17 protein-coding genes and 1 tRNA gene are annotated in these 17,288 nt (G+C 63.6%); 10 read left to right on the top strand and 8 right to left on the bottom strand.

Annotated elements, in window-relative coordinates:
• Positions 1–2 precede the first annotated feature (2 nt).
• The 3 genes from SKZ59_RS13100 (at position 3) to SKZ59_RS13090 (ending at position 2,273) form a co-directional block, all read left to right on the top strand.
• Positions 3–362 carry an MmcQ/YjbR family DNA-binding protein gene (locus SKZ59_RS13100; RefSeq protein ID WP_319992029.1) on the top strand — a complete coding sequence of 120 codons (360 nt, stop codon included), beginning with the start codon at positions 3–5 and terminating at the stop codon, positions 360–362.
• Positions 359–1,615, top strand: a complete 1,257-nt coding sequence (locus SKZ59_RS13095; protein WP_319992028.1) for a phenylacetate--CoA ligase family protein — start codon at positions 359–361, stop codon at positions 1,613–1,615. Before SKZ59_RS13100 ends, SKZ59_RS13095 begins: the two co-directional genes overlap by 4 nt.
• Positions 1,616–1,691: 76 nt before the next feature.
• The gene (locus tag SKZ59_RS13090; protein ID WP_099377742.1) at positions 1,692–2,273 is read left to right on the top strand and encodes a hypoxanthine-guanine phosphoribosyltransferase; all 582 of its coding nucleotides are present in this window, start codon (positions 1,692–1,694) and stop codon (positions 2,271–2,273) included.
• 106 nt (positions 2,274–2,379) lie between these two features.
• On the opposite strand, the gene SKZ59_RS13085 is transcribed toward SKZ59_RS13090, so the two are convergent.
• The 3 genes from SKZ59_RS13085 to SKZ59_RS13075 form a co-directional block, all read right to left on the bottom strand.
• Positions 2,380–3,333, bottom strand: coding sequence for an NAD(P)H-dependent flavin oxidoreductase (locus SKZ59_RS13085; protein WP_034752807.1), 954 nt, complete (start codon positions 3,331–3,333; stop codon positions 2,380–2,382).
• A 98-nt stretch (positions 3,334–3,431) separates the two neighbouring features.
• The gene (locus SKZ59_RS13080; RefSeq protein WP_319992027.1) at positions 3,432–4,355 is read right to left on the bottom strand and encodes an MBL fold metallo-hydrolase; all 924 of its coding nucleotides are present in this window, start codon (positions 4,353–4,355) and stop codon (positions 3,432–3,434) included.
• Positions 4,356–4,362: 7 nt separating this feature from the next.
• Positions 4,363–4,596: a DUF1289 domain-containing protein gene (locus tag SKZ59_RS13075; RefSeq protein WP_070304433.1), complete on the bottom strand. Its 234-nt coding sequence runs from the start codon at positions 4,594–4,596 to the stop codon at positions 4,363–4,365.
• A gap of 277 nt (positions 4,597–4,873) precedes the next feature.
• Here SKZ59_RS13075 and SKZ59_RS13070 point away from each other — a divergent pair, with 277 nt between their 5' ends.
• Both SKZ59_RS13070 and SKZ59_RS13065 read left to right on the top strand, forming a co-directional pair.
• Positions 4,874–5,287: a CopG family transcriptional regulator gene (locus SKZ59_RS13070; RefSeq protein WP_034752801.1), complete on the top strand. Its 414-nt coding sequence runs from the start codon at positions 4,874–4,876 to the stop codon at positions 5,285–5,287.
• A 54-nt stretch (positions 5,288–5,341) separates the two neighbouring features.
• The gene (locus SKZ59_RS13065; RefSeq protein WP_319992026.1) at positions 5,342–6,613 is read left to right on the top strand and encodes a PHB depolymerase family esterase; all 1,272 of its coding nucleotides are present in this window, start codon (positions 5,342–5,344) and stop codon (positions 6,611–6,613) included.
• On the opposite strand, the gene SKZ59_RS13060 is transcribed toward SKZ59_RS13065, so the two are convergent.
• From SKZ59_RS13060 to SKZ59_RS13050, 3 genes are all read right to left on the bottom strand, one after another.
• Positions 6,606–7,757 (bottom strand): two-component system response regulator, encoded by a 1,152-nt coding sequence (locus tag SKZ59_RS13060; protein WP_219328567.1) that lies wholly within the window; start codon positions 7,755–7,757, stop codon positions 6,606–6,608. The two genes, SKZ59_RS13065 and SKZ59_RS13060, sit on opposite strands and share 8 nt — an antisense overlap.
• A 31-nt stretch (positions 7,758–7,788) precedes the next feature.
• Entirely contained in the window at positions 7,789–10,836 is a 3,048-nt protein-coding gene (locus SKZ59_RS13055; RefSeq protein WP_070304431.1) for a response regulator, read from the bottom strand.
• A gap of 95 nt (positions 10,837–10,931) precedes the next feature.
• Positions 10,932–11,132 (bottom strand): cysteine-rich CWC family protein, encoded by a 201-nt coding sequence (locus tag SKZ59_RS13050; RefSeq protein ID WP_319992025.1) that lies wholly within the window; start codon positions 11,130–11,132, stop codon positions 10,932–10,934.
• 231 nt (positions 11,133–11,363) lie between these two features.
• On the opposite strand from SKZ59_RS13050, the gene argB reads away from it, so the two are divergent.
• Together argB and SKZ59_RS13040 are read left to right on the top strand one after the other, a co-directional pair.
• Entirely contained in the window at positions 11,364–12,257 is an 894-nt protein-coding gene (argB, locus tag SKZ59_RS13045; protein ID WP_010393729.1) for an acetylglutamate kinase, read from the top strand.
• 66 nt (positions 12,258–12,323) lie between these two features.
• Positions 12,324–12,398, top strand: a tRNA-Thr gene (locus SKZ59_RS13040).
• Between the two features lie 280 nt (positions 12,399–12,678).
• Here SKZ59_RS13040 and SKZ59_RS13035 read toward each other — a convergent pair.
• The gene (locus SKZ59_RS13035) at positions 12,679–13,548 is read right to left on the bottom strand and encodes a TraB/GumN family protein (protein WP_319992024.1); all 870 of its coding nucleotides are present in this window, start codon (positions 13,546–13,548) and stop codon (positions 12,679–12,681) included.
• A gap of 90 nt (positions 13,549–13,638) precedes the next feature.
• Here SKZ59_RS13035 and SKZ59_RS13030 point away from each other — a divergent pair, with 90 nt between their 5' ends.
• The 3 genes from SKZ59_RS13030 to pabB all read left to right on the top strand — a co-directional run bounded on the left by SKZ59_RS13030 (position 13,639) and on the right by pabB (position 16,911).
• Complete coding sequence (locus SKZ59_RS13030) at positions 13,639–14,373, top strand: HAD-IA family hydrolase (protein ID WP_319992023.1); 735 nt, start codon at positions 13,639–13,641, stop codon at positions 14,371–14,373.
• A gap of 102 nt (positions 14,374–14,475) precedes the next feature.
• Positions 14,476–15,051 (top strand): nucleoid occlusion factor SlmA, encoded by a 576-nt coding sequence (gene slmA, locus SKZ59_RS13025; RefSeq protein ID WP_034752791.1) that lies wholly within the window; start codon positions 14,476–14,478, stop codon positions 15,049–15,051.
• Positions 15,052–15,072: 21 nt separating this feature from the next.
• A complete protein-coding gene (pabB, locus tag SKZ59_RS13020; protein ID WP_319992022.1) occupies positions 15,073–16,911 on the top strand; it encodes an aminodeoxychorismate synthase component I in 1,839 nt (612 codons plus the stop codon).
• On the opposite strand, the gene SKZ59_RS13015 is transcribed toward pabB, so the two are convergent.
• Entirely contained in the window at positions 16,904–17,266 is a 363-nt protein-coding gene (locus SKZ59_RS13015; protein ID WP_034752786.1) for a DUF1428 domain-containing protein, read from the bottom strand. The two genes, pabB and SKZ59_RS13015, sit on opposite strands and share 8 nt — an antisense overlap.
• Positions 17,267–17,288: the final 22 nt, after the last annotated feature.

The raw sequence follows: 17,288 nt of genomic DNA, 5'->3' as shown, positions 1-17,288 counted from the left end.
TCATGGACCTGGAACGGGCGAAGCAAGTGTGCCGCGGCTTTCCCGGCGCGACAGAAGACATCAAATGGAGCAACGTGCTGGCGTTTTCTGTCGGTGGCAAGCTGTTCGCGCTATGCGGCGCGGAAGCGCACAGCACGCGCGGCATGAGCTTCAAGGTCGATGCGGAGCGCTTCCTGGAATTGACGGACCGTCCCGGTTTTCGCCCGGCACCCTATCTGGCGCGGGCCAAATGGGTGCTCGTCGCCAGCCCCGACGCCCTCGACGACGACGAAATGGCCGCCCTGCTGCACCGCTCATACAGCCTGATTTTTGCGGGGCTGACGAAAAAAATGCAACGTGACATTGGAGAATCCGCAACATGACCGATACGCTCGACAGTCTGGAAGCACGCGCCCCCGAAGCGCGCGAACGCGAATTGATGGCCGGCCTGCCGCAGTTGATCGCGCGCGCGCAACAGGCGCCGGGCTGGGCCCGCATCCTCGATGGCGTCAACGCGGCCGACATCACCAGCCGCGCCGCGCTGGCGCAGCTGCCCGTCACGCGCAAGTCCGATCTCAAGCAATTGCAGCACGGCGCGCTGCCGTTCGGCGGCTTGAACACGACGCCGAAGAACGCCCTGTCGCGCGTCTTCGTCTCGCCCGGTCCCATCTTCGATCCGGAAGGCCGCGGCCCCGACTGGTGGCGCTTTGCGCGGCCCATGTATGCGGCCGGCGTGCGCGCCGGCGGCTTGTTGCAGAACTGCTTTTCGTATCACTTCACGCCGGCCGCCTTCATGGTCGAAGGCGGCGCCGCGCGCATCGGCTGCACCGTCATCCCGGCCGGCATCGGCCAGACGGAAATGCAGGTGCAGGCGATGGTCGACCTGAAACCGGATACGTATATCGGCACGCCGTCGTTCCTGAAACTGATCATCGAGAAGGCGCGCGAAATGGGCGCCGACATCAGCAGCGTCACCAAGGCCGTGATGGGCGCCGAAGCCTTGCCCGAATCCCTGCGCAACTGGTTTGCCGCGAACGGCGTGCCGCACGTATTCCAGACCTATGCCTCGGCCGATATCGGCAGCATCGCCTATGAGACGGCCAGCAATGGCAAACTCAATCCGGGCATGGTCGTTGATGAAAACATACTGCTGGAAATCGTCCATCCGGGCAGCGGCATTCCCGTGGCGCCGGGTGAAGTGGGCGAAGTCGTCGTCACCGTCTTCAATGCCGACTACCCGCTGATCCGCTTTGCCACGGGCGATCTGTCGGCCGTGCTGGTCGATACGCCGGAGTCGCCGTGCGGACGCACGAATACGCGCATCAAGGGTTGGATGGGGCGCGCCGATCAAACCACCAAGGTGCGCGCCATGTTCGTGCATCCGTCGCAAGTGCATGAAATCGCGCGCCGCCACCCGCAAATCAAGAAGGCGCGGCTGGTGGTATCGGGACGCATGGCCAACGACGAGATGGCGTTGCATTGCGAAGTCGACAATCCCCATGACGCCAGCGGCACCGAGGCCATCATCGGCTCGATCCGCGAACTGACCAAGCTGCGCGGCGACGTGGTGCTGGTGGCCGTGGGCAGCCTGGCGAAGGATGGGAAAATAATCGACGACGTGCGCGATTACAGCTAGGCGTAGCGCACGGATGGCGTTTGCGGGATAATACCCGCATTCATCATCAGCCCCATTCATCGCCATGCAAGAGTCCATGCAAGAATTTCATCACAATCGTGCCCGTGACCTGATCAAGAACGCGGAACTGCTGTTCGACCAAGACGCCGTGCAGGCGTCGATCACGCGCATGGCCGATGTGCTCAACACGCGCTTCAACGCCGAGGACTCGAAAGAGTTCCCGCTGGTGCTGGGCGTGATGGGCGGCGCCGTCGTATTTACGGGCAACCTGCTGCCGCAACTGAGCTTTCCGCTCGAATTCGACTACATCCACGTGAGCCGCTACGGCGACGACGACAAAGGCGGCGAAGTGGTGTGGAAAGTCATCCCTCGCTCGAACGTGGCGGGCCGCACCGTCATCGTGCTCGACGATATTCTCGACGAGGGCGAAACCCTGGCGCACGTCAAGCAGCGCTTGCTGGACATGGGTGCTTCGGAAGTGATCCTGGCCGTGTTCGCCGACAAGGCCATCGGCAAGAAGAAGCCCGTACAAGCCGACATCGTCGGCCTGGTGATCCCGAACCGCTTCGTCGTCGGCTTCGGCATGGATGCGTATGGCTACTGGCGCAACCTGCCGGGGCTGTGGGCCATCAAGCCTGAGGATCTGAAGCAGGAGTAATTGTGGTGTTGTCGGATTACGCGCTGCGCGCTAATCCGACCTACCAGTGCCCGGTGGCGTAGGTCGGATTAGGCCAAAGGCCGTAATCCGACAACTACCACCAGCGTTACAGCTTCAACCGCGCGCGCGCCGCATCGTATTCGGCTTTCAGGCGCGCCACCATCTCTTCCACGCTCGGCACGTCATCCATCAAGCCCACGCCCTGGCCCGCGCCCCAGATGTCGCGCCAGGCCTTGGCGCTGCCCGAGCCGAAATTCATCGCGCTCTTGTCCGCTTCGGGCAAGGCTTCCGGATCGAGTCCGGCCGCTTCGATCGATTTTTTCAGGTAATTGCCGTGCACGCCAGTAAACAGGTTCGTGTAGACGATGTCGGCCGCGCTGGAATCGACGATGGCGTCGCGGTAGCCGTCGCTGACGTTCGATTCCTTGGTTGCCAGCCAGCGCGAGCCGATGTAGGCAAAGTCGGCGCCCATCGCTTGCGCGGCCAGTACGGCGTCGCCCGTGGCGATGGAGCCGGACAGGGCCAGCGGACCGTCGAAGAATTTGCGCACTTCGCCCACCAGCGCGAACGGCGACAGGGTGCCCGCGTGGCCGCCGGCGCCGCTGGCCACCAGGATCAAGCCATCGACACCGGCTTCCAGCGCCTTTTTCGCGTGGCGGATCGAGATCACGTCATGCAGCACGATGCCGCCATAGCTGTGGATGGCGTCGAGCATTTCCTTGGGCGGAGCGCGCAGCGAGGAAATGATGATGGGGATCTGGTGTTTCACGCACACTTCCACGTCATGCGCGAGGCGGTCGTTCGACTGGTGCACGATCTGGTTGACGGCGATCGGCCCCACTTTTTTATCGGGGTTGGCGGCCTGGAAGGCGGCCAGTTCAGCCTGCAGCTCCGTGAGCCACGTGTCGAGCAATTCAGCGGGACGCGCGTTCAGGGCCGGGAAGGAACCGACGATGCCGGCCTTGCACTGCGCCGCGACGAGGGCCGGGCCGCTGGCGATGAACATCGGCGACGCGATAACGGGTAAGGAGAGGTTTTGCAACGCAACAGGCAATGCCATGGCGGACTCGCTGGAAAGTTGATCGGGATGAGAAACACACTGAGCTTGATTATAGTTCAGAAAAAGTACGATCGTGCTGAATTTATCACGCCTACTCCTCAACCCTCGTTAAGCAAGTACTCACCCTCGACGCGCGCCGCCGTGGCCCGCATCAACTGGGAAACAGCCCACTCGGCCAGCGCGGCCGCCTCCTGGCGCAGGAAGCGCCGGTTGGCCTCTTCGAAGACGGGCATGCCGCGCAGCAGGGCCGGTATCTCGGCGAGGGCGATGCGCTGGCGTTCCAGCAGCAGGAATTTCAGCAGCACTTTCACGGCGTTCTGCGCATTGCGCACGGGGTCGGACGCCAGGTAATCGAGGCGCGAATAGGCGCGCTGCAGGGCGCCGGCCGCATCCTGAAACGGCCGCCCGTGGCCGGGGATCACCACGCGCACGTCCAGGCCGGCGATCAGATCCAGGGTGGCGCGCGCTTCCAGAAAGCCGGAGCCGCCATCGAGTTCGGGAAAGATCACGCCAAAGCCGTTTTCCCACAGCGCGTCGGCGGAGATCAGAATGCCCTCGTCGGCGCAGTAAAAAATCAGCGAGTGCGGATCATGGCCCGGCGCGCCCAGCGCTTGCCAGTGCATGTCGGCCAAGGTCAACGTGTCGCCGGGCGAGACGGTGGCGTCAAAGCCGAAGCGCGGACATTGCTGGCCCGTTGCCTGGAAACTCAGGGCGTCGACATCCCAGGCGCGCACCTTGTCCGCTTCCGACACGGGAATGGCCGTATGGCAGCCGTATTCCTCTTGCAGCAGCGCGTTGCCGCCGCAATGGTCAGAGTGCAGGTGGGTGTTGAACAGGCGGTCAAGCGGACGGCCAGCAAGGCTATGGCGCAGCAGGGCCAGGGTTTGCGGCGCATGCGTGACATAGCCGCTGTCGATCAGGGCCGTGTCGTCCCGGCCCAGGAACAGGATGTTGTTCGACGACAGCCAGCCGCGTTCGAACACCTGCATGGCATCGGGGAACAGCGCTGGCGATCGCGGCATGGCTTCCTCAGTAGTCGGGCTCGAAATCGAGCAGGGATTCGCGTCCTGGCAATTCGGCCCACACGGCGCGCTTGAAGTCGTCGTCGGCCTTGCTCCAGGCGATGATCTCGTCGAGCGTGCGCAAACAGCCTTCGCACAAGCCGCTGTTGCGGTTCATCTTGCACAGGCTGACGCAGGGCGACGGTACCGGCGACGGCAAGGGAAGCGGAACGGCTGGCGGAGGTGGGGTAGCGACCATCATGAAGCGGCATCGGTAAACGTGGAGGCTTCATTATGCCGCGAAACGGCGCCGGCGAGTCGGCGGCGTCGGCATGCAATATTTCTGTGGATATATTTTCCAGAGTAAAAATGATCAAAAACGCATCTTCGGGAAATTTATTTTGCGCTGCATTCTCACTCTGCGGGTGCCCGTCCTACAACACGATCAGGCCAGATCCTGCTTGACTTGAGATATTACACAACTATACTACCATCCATACAGATGGCAAATGGATGCCACGTGGAGTTTATGGAGAGATATGGCCAAGCAAGACAGCAAGCCCAAAATTGGGGAATCCGAAAAAATCACGATCAACCTCGGCTTGATCGACCTGGGGCAGATCGATCTGCTGGTCCAGGAGGGATTTTATTCCAACCGCACGGATCTGATCCGTACGGCCATACGCAACCAGCTGGGTACGCACGCCGACGTGGTGAAACAAACCGTCGCCCGTAAAAGCCTGGTATTGGGCATGCAGCATTACTCGCGCGCCGACCTGGAGGCGATCCAGGCAGCCGGCCAGCGCCTGCAGATACAGGTGCTGGGACTGGCCAGCATCGCCAGCGACGTCTCCGTGGAACTGGCACTGGCCACCATCGAGTCGATTTTCGTATTAGGTGCCCTGCACGCCAGCACCGTCGTCAAGACGGCGCTCGCAGGGCGAATTCACTAGCGTATTGGTTCGCGGCGATGACCCGGCCGATGCGCTGCACCGTTAAGGATGGTCATGAAACTACCTCTCAACATGCTGGCGCAGATGCGCGCCGCAACCCGCAACCTGATGGGCAGCGGTCCCGCCGCCGCCACCGAAGCGATCCAGCAGGCGCTGTCCGCCGCCGGCCTGGCGCCGCAGGCTGCCGCCACGCAAACGCCGCCACCGCAGCCGATGCGCGACATTAATCCGCCACCTGCGCCGCCACCTGCGCCCTCCCCAGCGCAGGCCCGGGCCGAGCAGCCGGAAGCGGCATCGGTGCCCCCCACGCCCGCACAGGCGGCGCAGGACTTCGCGCAGGATTTCATGTCGCGCCTGGGCGTGCCGGCCGGCCTGGGCCAGCACAGCTTCGACATGCCCAGCTTCGAACTGCCGAATTTCCACCCGCCCGGTTTCAACGCGCCGGCCGTCACGCCAGCGGAGATCCCCGCTGGCGCGCAGTTCATCGACGGCGTGTACCGCAACCATGCGGGCACGCGCTCGTACAAACTGTATATCCCCAGCAGCTATCACGGCCAGGCCATGCCGCTGATCGTGATGCTGCACGGCTGCACGCAAAATCCCGACGACTTCGCGGCCGGCACGCAGATGAATGCGCTGGCCGAAGAAAAGGAGTGCTTTGTCGTCTACCCGGCACAGACGCAGGGCGCCAACAGTTCGCGCTGCTGGAACTGGTTCAACGCCATCGACCAGCAGCGCGACCAGGGCGAACCGTCGCTGATCGCCGGCATCGCGCAGCAAGTGATCGACGAATACCCGGTCAATGAACGTGAAGTGTTCGTTGCCGGCCTGTCGGCGGGCGGCGCCATGGCCGTCATCGTCGGCACCTTGTACCCGGATTTGTTTGCCGCCGTCGGCGTGCATTCGGGCTTGCCTTTCGCCTCGGCGCAGGACTTGCCGTCGGCGCTGGCCGCCATGAAGGGCGGCGCCATGCCCAATGCCCAGCGCAAGGCGCCGGCCGGCGGCGTGCCCATCATCGTTTTTCACGGCGACCGCGACACCACCGTCAACCCGCGCAATGGCGATGAACTGATCGCCCAGGGCGTGCGCAGCCAGGCGGGCGGCAAGGCGGCCAAAGCCGCTTCCATCGACGGCAGCGTGCCAAATGGCCGCCGCTACACGCGCACCACGCACAGCCAGGCCGACGGTTCGCCGCTGGGCGAGCACTGGGTCATCCACGGCGCCGGCCATGCGTGGTCCGGCGGCAGCGACAGCGGCAGCTATACGGATGGAAAAGGGCCGGACGCCAGCCGCGAGATGCTGCGCTTCTTCAAGACCGTCAGCTGATGTTGCCGGTGTAGGGCGCGATCTGCCGCTGCTTGTCGGCGATCTCGCATACGCCGTCGGCATAGCGGTGGGAGATGGCGATGAACTGGTCCTGGATCTGCAAAAAGGCGTCGACGATCTCGGCGTCGAAATGCGAGCCGCGTCCCTCGACGATGATACGCACGGCCTGCGCATGGTCCATGCCCTGCTTGTAGATGCGCCGGCTGATCAGGGCGTCGTACACGTCGGCCAGCGCCATCAGGCGCGCCGAAATCGGGATGTCTTCGCCAGCCAGCCCTTGCGGGTAGCCGCTGCCATCCCATTTCTCGTGGTGGCTGTAGGCGATCTCTTTCGCGTACTTGAGGAAATCGACTTCGATGCCCAGCTCGTGCTCGGCCGCCAGGATGGCGTCGCGTCCCAGGGTGGTGTGCGTCTTCATGATGGCCATTTCGTGCGGCTCGAAACGTCCGGGCTTGAGCAGGATATGGTCGGGGATGCCCACCTTGCCGATGTCGTGCAGCGGCGCCGTCTTGAACAGCAGTTCAATATTCTTGTCCGTCAAAAAATCGCGGAAACGCGGCAAGCCGCGCACCTTCTCGGCCAGCGCCTTCAGGTAGTGCGAGGTGCGGCGGATATGGTTGCCCGTCTCGCTGTCGCGCGTCTCGGCCAGCGAAGCCATGGCGTGGATGGTGACATCCTGCAGCGCCGCCACTTCCTGCACGCGGCGCTCCACTTCCGTTTCCAGGTACTGGTTCTGGTCGCGCAAGAAATCCTGCATCTGCTTCATCGCCAGCTGCGTCCTGATGCGCGCCAGCACGATGGGCGCCGAGATCGGCTTGGTGATGTAGTCGACGGCGCCCAGGGCCAGGCCCAGCTGCTCGTCCGCCACTTCGCTCATGGCCGTGACGAAAATCACGGGGATGCCGGCCGTGGCGGGATCGGCCTTCAGCGCGCGGCACACGTCGTAGCCGCTCATGCCCGGCATCATGATGTCGAGCAGGATCAGGTCGGGCTGGTCGCTGCCGGCGGCGATCTTCAGGGCGCGCTCGCCATTGACGGCGATCTTGGTGCGGTAGTCGTCTTCCAGCACCGCGCGCAACAGGTCGATATTGTCTGGCGTGTCGTCGACCACCAGGATGGTTGGCTTGCTTGCCGGCGCTCTCATGCCCGTCCTTCGTTCTGCATCATTATCCTTCTCACAGTGTCAGCTCCAGCGCATCGGCCACTTCGCCCAGCTGCGCCAGCGCACCTTCGAAATCGTATTGTCCCAGCATGCGCTTCAACTGGCGCGCGTGTTCCGCCTGCCCCGCCGCGACCAGCACGGGGCCGATGCCGTCGAGGTGCTTGACGGCCTGCGCATCGTCCTGCTGCAGCAGCTGCGACAGTTCGCGCAAGCCCGCTTCCAGGCGCGCCCGGTCCACCGGCGCCACGTGCGCCAGCGCCGCGCCGCCCGCCTCGGCCGCATGGCCGCGCGACTGCATGGCCAGCACGATCTTCGGCACCAGCTCGTCGAGCGCCAGGGTGCAGGCGGCCAGCGCCTGCGGCAAGCCGTCGTGCGAGCCCAGGCTGAGCAAGTGCTCGACTCGCGCGGCGCTGTCGGCCAGGCCGCCGGCACCGATATTGCCGGCCAGGCCTTTCAGGGTATGCGCTTCGCGGATGGCCGTTTCCAGCTGGTTGTTCTCGATGGCGGCAACGATGCGCTGCATGGCGTCGAACTGGGTTTCCACGAAGCGGTCCAGCAATTTTCGCATCAAAGCGGCATTGCCGCCCACGCGGCGCATGGCCTCCGCCATTTTCAGGCCCGCGATCACGGGCAGCTCCGCTTCCGGCTGCGCCACCACCGCCGCCATTTCCTGCGGCGTGGCCGGCGCGATCCAGCGCGCCAGGGTGCCGAACAGCTGCGCCACGTCGATCGGCTTGGCGATGAAATCGTTCATGCCGGCGTCCAGGCATTTTTCCTTGTCGCCCACCATGGCATTGGCCGTCATGGCGATCACGGGCAAGTTCGAATACCGGGGATCCTGGCGCAGCTTGCGCGTCGCCTGGTAGCCATCCATCACCGGCATCTGGCAATCCATCAGCACGCCGTCATAGGCGTTTTCCGCGATCTTCGCCAGCGCGATGGCGCCGTTGCCGGCGATGTCGACGCGGATGCCGGCGTCGTTCAGGATATGCTGCGCCACTTCCTGGTTCACTTCATTATCCTCGACCAGCAGCAGCCAGGCGCCGCGCAGGGCGCGCTCGTCGTCGCGGTAGCTGCTCTGGCGCTGCGTCTTGCGGCTCTGCCCCGTCACGCCGCCAAACACGAACGCAATCTGGTCGAGCAGGGTCGAGGCGCTGATCGGCTTGTTCAATACGCCGTCGAGCGGCAAGTCGCGCTGGCGCGCCGCCTCGAGCAGCGCTTCGCGATGGAAGGCCGTGACCATGATGCAGGCCGGTGTCGCATCGATGCCGGCGGCATCGGCGCGGATGCCGGCCAGGGTATCGAGGCCGTTCATGCCCGGCATTTTCCAGTCCATCAGCACCAGCCCGTACGGCCGCCCCTCGGCGCGCGCCTGCGCCACGGCGCCGATGGCCAGCGCTCCGCCAAGCACGGCACGCGCCTCGAAGCCCAGCGCCGTGAGCATGCTGACGAAGATTTCACGCGCGCTGGGGTTGTCGTCGACCACCAGCACGCGCAAGCCATGGAATTGCTGTGGCAATAGCAAATTATCGCGCGGCACGGCGGCCAGGCCGAAGCGGGCCGTGAAGAAAAAGGTGCTGCCCACACCCGCTTCGCTGACCAGGTCGATCTCGCCTTCCATCATTTCCACAAGCCGCTTGCTGATGGTCAGCCCCAGGCCCGTGCCGCCATGGTGGCGCGTGGTGGACGTGTCGGCCTGCGTAAAAGCCTGGAACAATTTGCTGCGCTGGGGCGGCGTGAGGCCGATGCCCGTGTCGCGCACGTCCACGCGCAGCACGGCCGCATGCTCTTCCAGCTGCTGCAGGCGGATAGTGACGACGATCTCGCCCCTGTCCGTAAATTTGATGGCGTTGTTGGTCAGGTTGATCAGCACCTGGCCCAGGCGCAGCGGATCGCCCTGCAAGGCGTTCGGCACGTCGGGGGCGACGTCGAACAGCAGTTCGAGTCCCTTGTCCTGCGCGCGCATCACGGACAGGTCGGCGATCTGCGCCAGCACGTCCTCGAGGAAGAAATCGACTTTTTCAAAGGCCATCTTGCCCGCCTCGATCTTCGAGAAATCGAGGATATCGTCGATGATGGCCAGCAGGTTCTTCGAAGCCGATTCCACCTTTTCCAGGTAGTTGCGCTGGGTCGACGTCAGTTCCGTCTGCAGCGCCAGGTGGGTCATGCCGATGATGCCGTTCATCGGCGTACGGATTTCGTGCGACATATTAGCGAGGAAATCCGACTTCATCTTGGTCGCATCCTCGGCCACTTCGACGGCGTGGCGCAGGTCCTGCTCGACGGCCAGGCTGGTGCTCATGTCCTTGAGCGCCTGCAGCAATTCGCCCGTCTCGTCGCGCGACGTCACTTCGATGACGGAACTGAGGTCGCCATTGGCCACGCGCGTGGCGATCGCCACCGCCTCGCCCAGCGGACGCGTGATCGAGCGCGCCGACCAGGCAAAGGCGAGACCCGTCAGCAAGGCCGCCAGGCCGATGCCGCCCATCAGCAGCAGCGAGGTGTCGATGTCGTTGCGTATCCTGGCGGCGCTGTCGCGGATCAGCTGCTGCTGCAGGTCGTCGAGCTGGCCCACGTACAGCAGCACTTTTTCCAGCACCGGCAAGGTCTGCGTCTGCATGGCCTGCTCGGCGCGGGCATGCTCGCCGCGCTCGACCAGTTCGAACATCGCCTTGAGCGACACATAGTAGTCGGCGCGTGCCAGGTGCATCTGTTCCAGCAGGCGCCGTTCCTCGGGCCGCGCATCGAGGCCGTCGAGGATGCGCACCTGCTCGTCGATGCCTTGCTTGATCGCTTCCAGGCGCGCCTGGTTCGCCTGGCGCAGCGCCAGCTCGTGCTGGTTCGGCAGGTTGCCGATGCGCGTGGCCGCCTCGCGCGCCAGCCCGTGGATCTTGCTGGTGGCCTTGGCGGCGACCCAGTCGCGCTGCAGGATATCGTCGGTCTCGGCGCGGATGGCATAGATGCGGCTGCCAGACAGGACGATGACGACCAGCATCAGCACGATCAACATGGCATAACCGGCATTGATGCGCACGCCGATACTGATATCCCTGAAGCGCATAACTTTCCTATAAGAAATTCTTGAAAGTCGAAGTCTGAGCGTATTCCCCTACAAAATGCAAGGTCTTTTGCAAAGGAAAAAGTATGCCGATGCGCTTATTTGGCCGCTGTCGGGACTTTTGCAGGCGGCGTCAGGGTGGCGATATGGGCTTGCAGGCAGGCGGGGCACCAGCATCCCGCAGCGCCACCGGGCACGGGAACGGCCGGCGGCAGGGCCACGCACCAGCAGGGTTCGTTGGCGTCCGGGTCAAGCTGGCCGCACTGGAAGGCGGCGCCGCACAGGCTGCACTGGCTCATGGCTGTGTGTGAATTGGCAAGTGTGTGTCATGCCGCGCAGGGATGGGACGCAGATGTAACGGGCAGTAAAAGGGCTGGCTGGGGAACATATCGGGCCAGACTATAGGATCATCAGGGAAAATACAACAAGATCGCCCTATAATGCCTCCAAGATTTTCTTCTTCCCTGTAAAATCGCACAAATCTATTTTCCGGACTCGCCATGAATCAACTAGCTAACTTGAACCTGGACATGAATGACGACTTGACGGCGGTGTCGCCGCAAATCAAGGCGCAGATTCTGGCCGAGGCCCTCCCCTACATCCGCAATTTCCACGGCAAGACCATCGTCATCAAATACGGTGGCAATGCCATGACGGACGAACGCCTGAAGCACGGCTTCGCGCGCGACGTCATCCTGCTCAAGCTGGTCGGCATGAACCCGGTCGTGGTGCACGGCGGCGGACCGCAGATCGACAACGCGCTGAAAAAAATCGGCAAGCAAGGCACCTTCGTGCAAGGCATGCGCATCACCGATGAAGAAACCATGGAAGTGGTGGAGTGGGTGCTGGGCGGCGAAGTGCAGCAGGATATCGTCATGCTGATCAACCATTACGGCGGCCAGGCCGTGGGCTTGACGGGCAAGGATGGCGGCTTGATCCGCGCACGCAAGATGCAGATGCCGGACCGCGAACATCCGGGCGAATTCCTCGACATCGGTTTTGTCGGCGAGATCGACGCGATCAACCCGGCCGTCGTCAAGGCGCTGCAGGACGATGCCTTCATTCCCATCATTTCGCCGATCGGTTTCGGCCAGGACGGCCAGGCCTACAACATCAACGCCGATGTCGTGGCGGGCAAGATCGCGGAAATCCTGAAAGCGGAAAAGCTGATCATGATGACCAACATCGCCGGCGTCCAGGACAAGCAGGGCAACCTGGTGACCGACCTGTCGGCGCGCGAAATCGACGAGATGTTCGCCGACGGCACGATCTCGGGCGGCATGCTGCCGAAGATCTCGTCCGCGCTCGACGCCGCCAAGTCCGGCGTGAACACGGTGCACATCATCGACGGCCGCATCGAACACTCATTATTGCTGGAAGTGTTGACCGAGCAGGCTTTTGGTACTATGATCCGTTCGCACTAAAAAAAATCGCAATGCATCACAGCGAGTAGTTTGGCGGCGCAGATCACCTGGCGCCGCTTTTAATTTGCCCTTGTAGCTCAGTGGTAGAGCACTCCCTTGGTAAGGGAGAGGCCACGTGTTCGATCCACGTCAAGGGCACCATCGACTTATCCCCGTATCTGAAAAATGTCCATGGCTGCGTTGCCTCGCCTCGCCGTACATGCGTACTGTCTTCGTCTCGGCGCCTTGCCCTGAACACTTTTCATCTACTCTGCCGTCATCTCCCCATAGTAAAAATGTCCATGGCGGCGTTGTCCTTCCTCGCCGTACATTCGTACTGTCTTCGGCAGTCCGCCTTGCCCTGAACACTTTTCCATCTGCTCTGCCGCGTGTCTTGCGCGGCTGAGCTAGCGCTATCTCTTCTGCCTTCTGTCGTCAAAACTCAATACACCCGCTCGACCTTCAATCCGCGTTTACGCAGTAAATCCGGCACGCTCTTGTCGCCCACCAAGTGCAGCACGCCGATGGCGGCCAGGCTGGACTTTTCGCGCGCAAGCAAGTTGGCGATGCCGTCGGCCAGGGCCGGGTTGCGGCCGTCCAGCAGCACTTTTTGCACGAACTGCGCGGCGAACGAGGGGTCTGTTGCCGCCTTTGCCGCCAGCTTGTCGAAGGCGGCAGCGTCGGCGTTGCGCCACGCATCGGCGATCTCGCGCGCTTCCTGGCTTTGTTCCTGCTCCTCGATCGACGCCACGCCGTCTTCGAGGAAGCGGCACTGGTCGAGCGGCGACATGGCGCCGAACAGCGCCATCTGGCCTTCCATCGATTCGAGTTCCACCACGGGGATCTTGCGCGCCTTGGCTTGCTGCGACAGATAACTGTCGACGGCCAGGTCGGAGCGGTAGCCAAGCGTGGAAAATTCGCCGATGGCCAGCACGCTGGCCAGCATCCACGGCTTCATCGGCGCCACCGCTGCGGGCGCGATGCCGTATTTTTGCAACAGCGGCGCCAGACGCGGCGCCAAAGTCTGGCGGCAGTCAGGCGGCACTTTGCTGCCTGGCGCCTCCATGCCGTATTTCAGCACGGCGCTGACGGCCTTGCGCGGATCGGCGCCGGGATCGATCTCCAGCGCCAGCGCGCCGGCGCCGTTCAACGCCTGCGTCACGGTCGGCTCGAGCGGATAAAAGTCGGGCGCGCCGACGTGGATGGTACCGAACAGATACAGGGTGTGGCTGGCATCCTGCACCTTGAACAGCGCGCCCCGTTTTTGCGCCACGGAAGGCGCTTCGGCCAAGGCCGACTGCAACGGCAGCAAGAATAATCCGCAAAACATCACTATAATCTGGCGTCGCATGGTTTTCCTGATTGTTGAATTTTTCATCTTCTCTCGCTAGCAAAGACTCCTGTGCCTGTGTCCCATCTTAACCGCTCGTCGCCGGTCTGGCTGTTTGACCTCGACAACACGCTGCACAATGCCTCGCACGCCATCTTCCCCACCATCACGGCCAATATGAACACGTATATTGCCCGCGTACTGGGCGACGGCGTGACGCCGGCCGACGACGCCATCGTCAATGCGGCGCGCGCGGCCTACTGGCGCCGCTATGGCGCCACCTTGCTGGGCATGGTCAAGCACCACCAGGTGCAGGCCGCGCATTTTCTGCACGAGACGCATGCGTTCGACGATTTGCGCGCGATGATACGCGCCGAGCGGGGCCTGGGGGCTTTACTCAAACGCCTGCCTGGCCGTAAAATTTTACTCACCAACGCGCCGCTGCGCTATTCGAGCGACGTGATGCGCCACCTGGGCTTGCGCCGGCACTTTTCACACCACGTCGCCATCGAGGCGATGCATGTGCACCGCCAGCTGCGGCCCAAGCCATCGACCCTGATGCTGTGCAAACTGATGCGCAAGCACCACATCCGCCCCGGCCGCTGCATTCTGGTGGAAGACACCCTGGCCAACCTCAAGGGTGCGAAAAAACTGGGCCTGCGCACGGCCTGGATCACGCAATACCTGAAAATGGCCGATCCGATCGGCGTGGCGAAGTTGCCCAAGGCGTTAAATCGCCCCGCTTACGTCGATGTCAAAGTAAAATCTGTCCGGCATTTGGCACGCCGCCTTCACCGTCTGCGTTGAAGGGGATTCCTGGGCTTCCGGTTGACACTGGAAGCCGCACCGCTAGCGGCGGTGACGGACCTCCCCATCAAGGCAGCATTTTTTTTAACGACAAGAGAAAATATGGCAAGCACACCGCCGGGCCAACGCAGGCTACAAATTCTTCAGGCCCTCGCCGCAATGCTGGAGCAGCCGAAAGGCGAAAAGATCACCACCGCCGCACTGGCGGCCAGACTGACCGTATCGGAAGCGGCCCTGTACCGCCATTTCGCCAGCAAGGCGCAAATGTTCGAAGGGCTGATCGAATTCATCGAGTCGAGCGTCTTCGGCCTGATCAACCAGATCGCGGAAAAACACAGCGATGGCATGACGCAGACGCGCGACATCATCGGCATGCTGCTCAATTTCGCCATCAGCAATCCGGGCATGACGCGCGTGCTGATCGGCGATGCGCTGGTCAATGAGGACGAGCGTCTGCAAGTGCGCATGAACCAGTTCTACGACCGCGTGGAACTGGCGCTCAAGCAGGCCTTGCGCGTGGCCGCCGCCGAAGGCCATGGCAAGGAAAGCGAAGTGGCGGCGCGCGCCACCCTGATCGTCAGCTTCGTCATCGGACGCTGGCACCGCTACGCCAAGAGCGGCTTCAAGATCAATCCATCCCAGGAAGCGGCGCTGCAAATCGCCATGCTGCTGGGGTAAGTCACCGCCGCAGCTGTCCCCATGCATACCGACTGCTTCGCCCTGCTCGACGACGCCAGCACACCCGGCGCCGGTTCGCGCCTGTACACGGGCCTGGCGGCGGTCTTGCAGTGCACCGAGGGACAACAGTGGCCGGCCCTGCTCGAAGGGCTGCAAGAGGCCTTGCAACGCGGCCAGTACGCCGTCAGCGTGTGCAGCTACGAACTGGGCGCGCACTTGCTGGCCATGCCGCCGCGCGCGGCCAGCCTTGACGCGCCGCCGCTGGCGCAAGTGCTCGTCTTCGAGCACTGCACGCAGCTGTCGCAGGACGAGGTGGCGCAGTGGCTGGACTCTCGCGTCGACGCGGACGCCGCGCCGGCCGGCGTGGCCGGTATCCGCGCGAACGTGGATCAAGCCGAATTCACGCGCGCGCTGCACCGCATCCACGACTACATCGTGGCCGGCGACACCTATCAGGTCAACTACACGTACCGTTTGCGCTTCGACGCCTTCGGCTCGCCCCTGGCCCTGTATGCGCGGCTGCGCGCGCGCCAGCCCGTGCCCTACGGCGCGCTGGTGATGCTGCCCGATGGCGGCGCCCTGCTGTCGCTGTCGCCGGAGCTGTTCGTGCGCCACGCACAAGGCGAGCTGACGGCGCGTCCCATGAAGGGCACGGCGCCAGCCGCCCCGCCTGAGCAAATGGCAGAAAACGCACGCCGCGCCGCCGCCCTGGCCAGCGACCCAAAAAACCGCGCGGAAAACCTGATGATCGTCGACCTGCTGCGCAACGACATTGGCCGCATCGCCGTCACGGGCTCCGTCAAGGTGCCGGCCCTGTTCGAGGTAACGCGCTACAGCAGCGTGCTGCAAATGACGTCCACCGTGCAGGCGCGCCTGCGCGACGATGCCAGCCTGGCCGACATCTTCCAGGCCTTGTACCCGTGCGGCTCGATCACGGGCGCGCCGAAACGCCGCACCATGGAAATCATCGCCGAACTGGAACCGGCGCCGCGCGGCATCTATACGGGCGCCATCGGCTGGTTCGATCCGCCAGCCGCCGGCGCCGCCCACGCCGTGGGCGACTTCTGCATGTCCGTGCCGATCCGCACCCTGGCCTTGCAACCGGCCGACCCTGATGGCATCCGGCGTGGCGAGATGGGCGTGGGCGCCGGCATCGTGCTCGACAGCGACCCGCACGAGGAATTTGCGGAATGCCAGCTCAAGGCCCGCTTCCTGACGGGCCTGAGCAACGACTTCGAACTGTTCGAAACCCTGCACGCCAGCCGCGACCATGGCTGCCGCCAGCAGGAGCGGCATTTGGCACGCCTGGCCGCCTCCAGCGCCTACTTCGGTTTTGCCTGGGATGCCAACGCTGCCCGCGCCGCGTTGCAGGCGGCCTGCGCGGCACGCCCCGACGATGTCCCTTTCCGCCTGCGCCTGGCGCTGCGCCAGGATGGGCAGTTCACGACGCAAAGCGGCGCGCTCAGCGCCTTGCCGGAGACGGTCAACGTCATGCTGGCACCCGATACAACGACGGCCGGCGACCTGTTCCTGCGCCACAAGAGCAGCGCGCGCGCGCGCTATGACGCAGCCTGGCGCGCGGCCGAGGCGCAAGGCGGCTTCGACATGCTGTTCTTTAACGAGCGTGGCGAGCTGACGGAGGGCGGGCGAAGCAATGTCTTCGTGCAGCTGGACGGCCGCTGGCACACGCCACCCCTGTCCTGCGGCCTGCTGCCCGGCGTGCAGCGCGCGGCCATGCTGGCCGATCCTGCCTGGAACGCGCAGGAAACCATCATCACGCGCGCCATGCTGGCGCGGGCCGAAGCGATCGTCGTGTGCAATGCGCTGCGCGGGGCGATCCCCGCGAAGCTGGTTACTTGATATCCACCTGCATTTCATAGCCGCCGTAGATCATCCGCTTGCCATCGAACGGCAATTTTTCCGGGTCCATCATCTCGGCCAGGCGCGGGTCTTTCATGACCTTGTCGTTGATTTCATCGCGTTTGGCGCGCGATTCATACACGATCCAGGAAAACACCACCACTTCGCCATCCTGCAAGTCCACCGCCTGCGGGAACGAGGTCAGCTTGCCCGGCTTGACATCGTCGCCCACGCATTCGCGAAATTCCAGCGCGCCGTACTCTCGCCAAACGGCGCCGCAACTGCGCGACATGGCCAGGTAGGCATCGAGCTTGGCTTTCGGTACGGGCACGACAAATCCATCGACATACGCCATGATGTTCTCCTTTGTTGTGACA

Origin of the sequence: Janthinobacterium sp. GMG2, assembly GCF_033949445.1 — a bacterium.
In the GTDB taxonomy this organism is placed as follows: Bacteria; Pseudomonadota; Gammaproteobacteria; order Burkholderiales; family Burkholderiaceae_D; genus Janthinobacterium; species Janthinobacterium aestuarii.
This window is presented reverse-complemented; position numbering and strand designations above follow the sequence as displayed.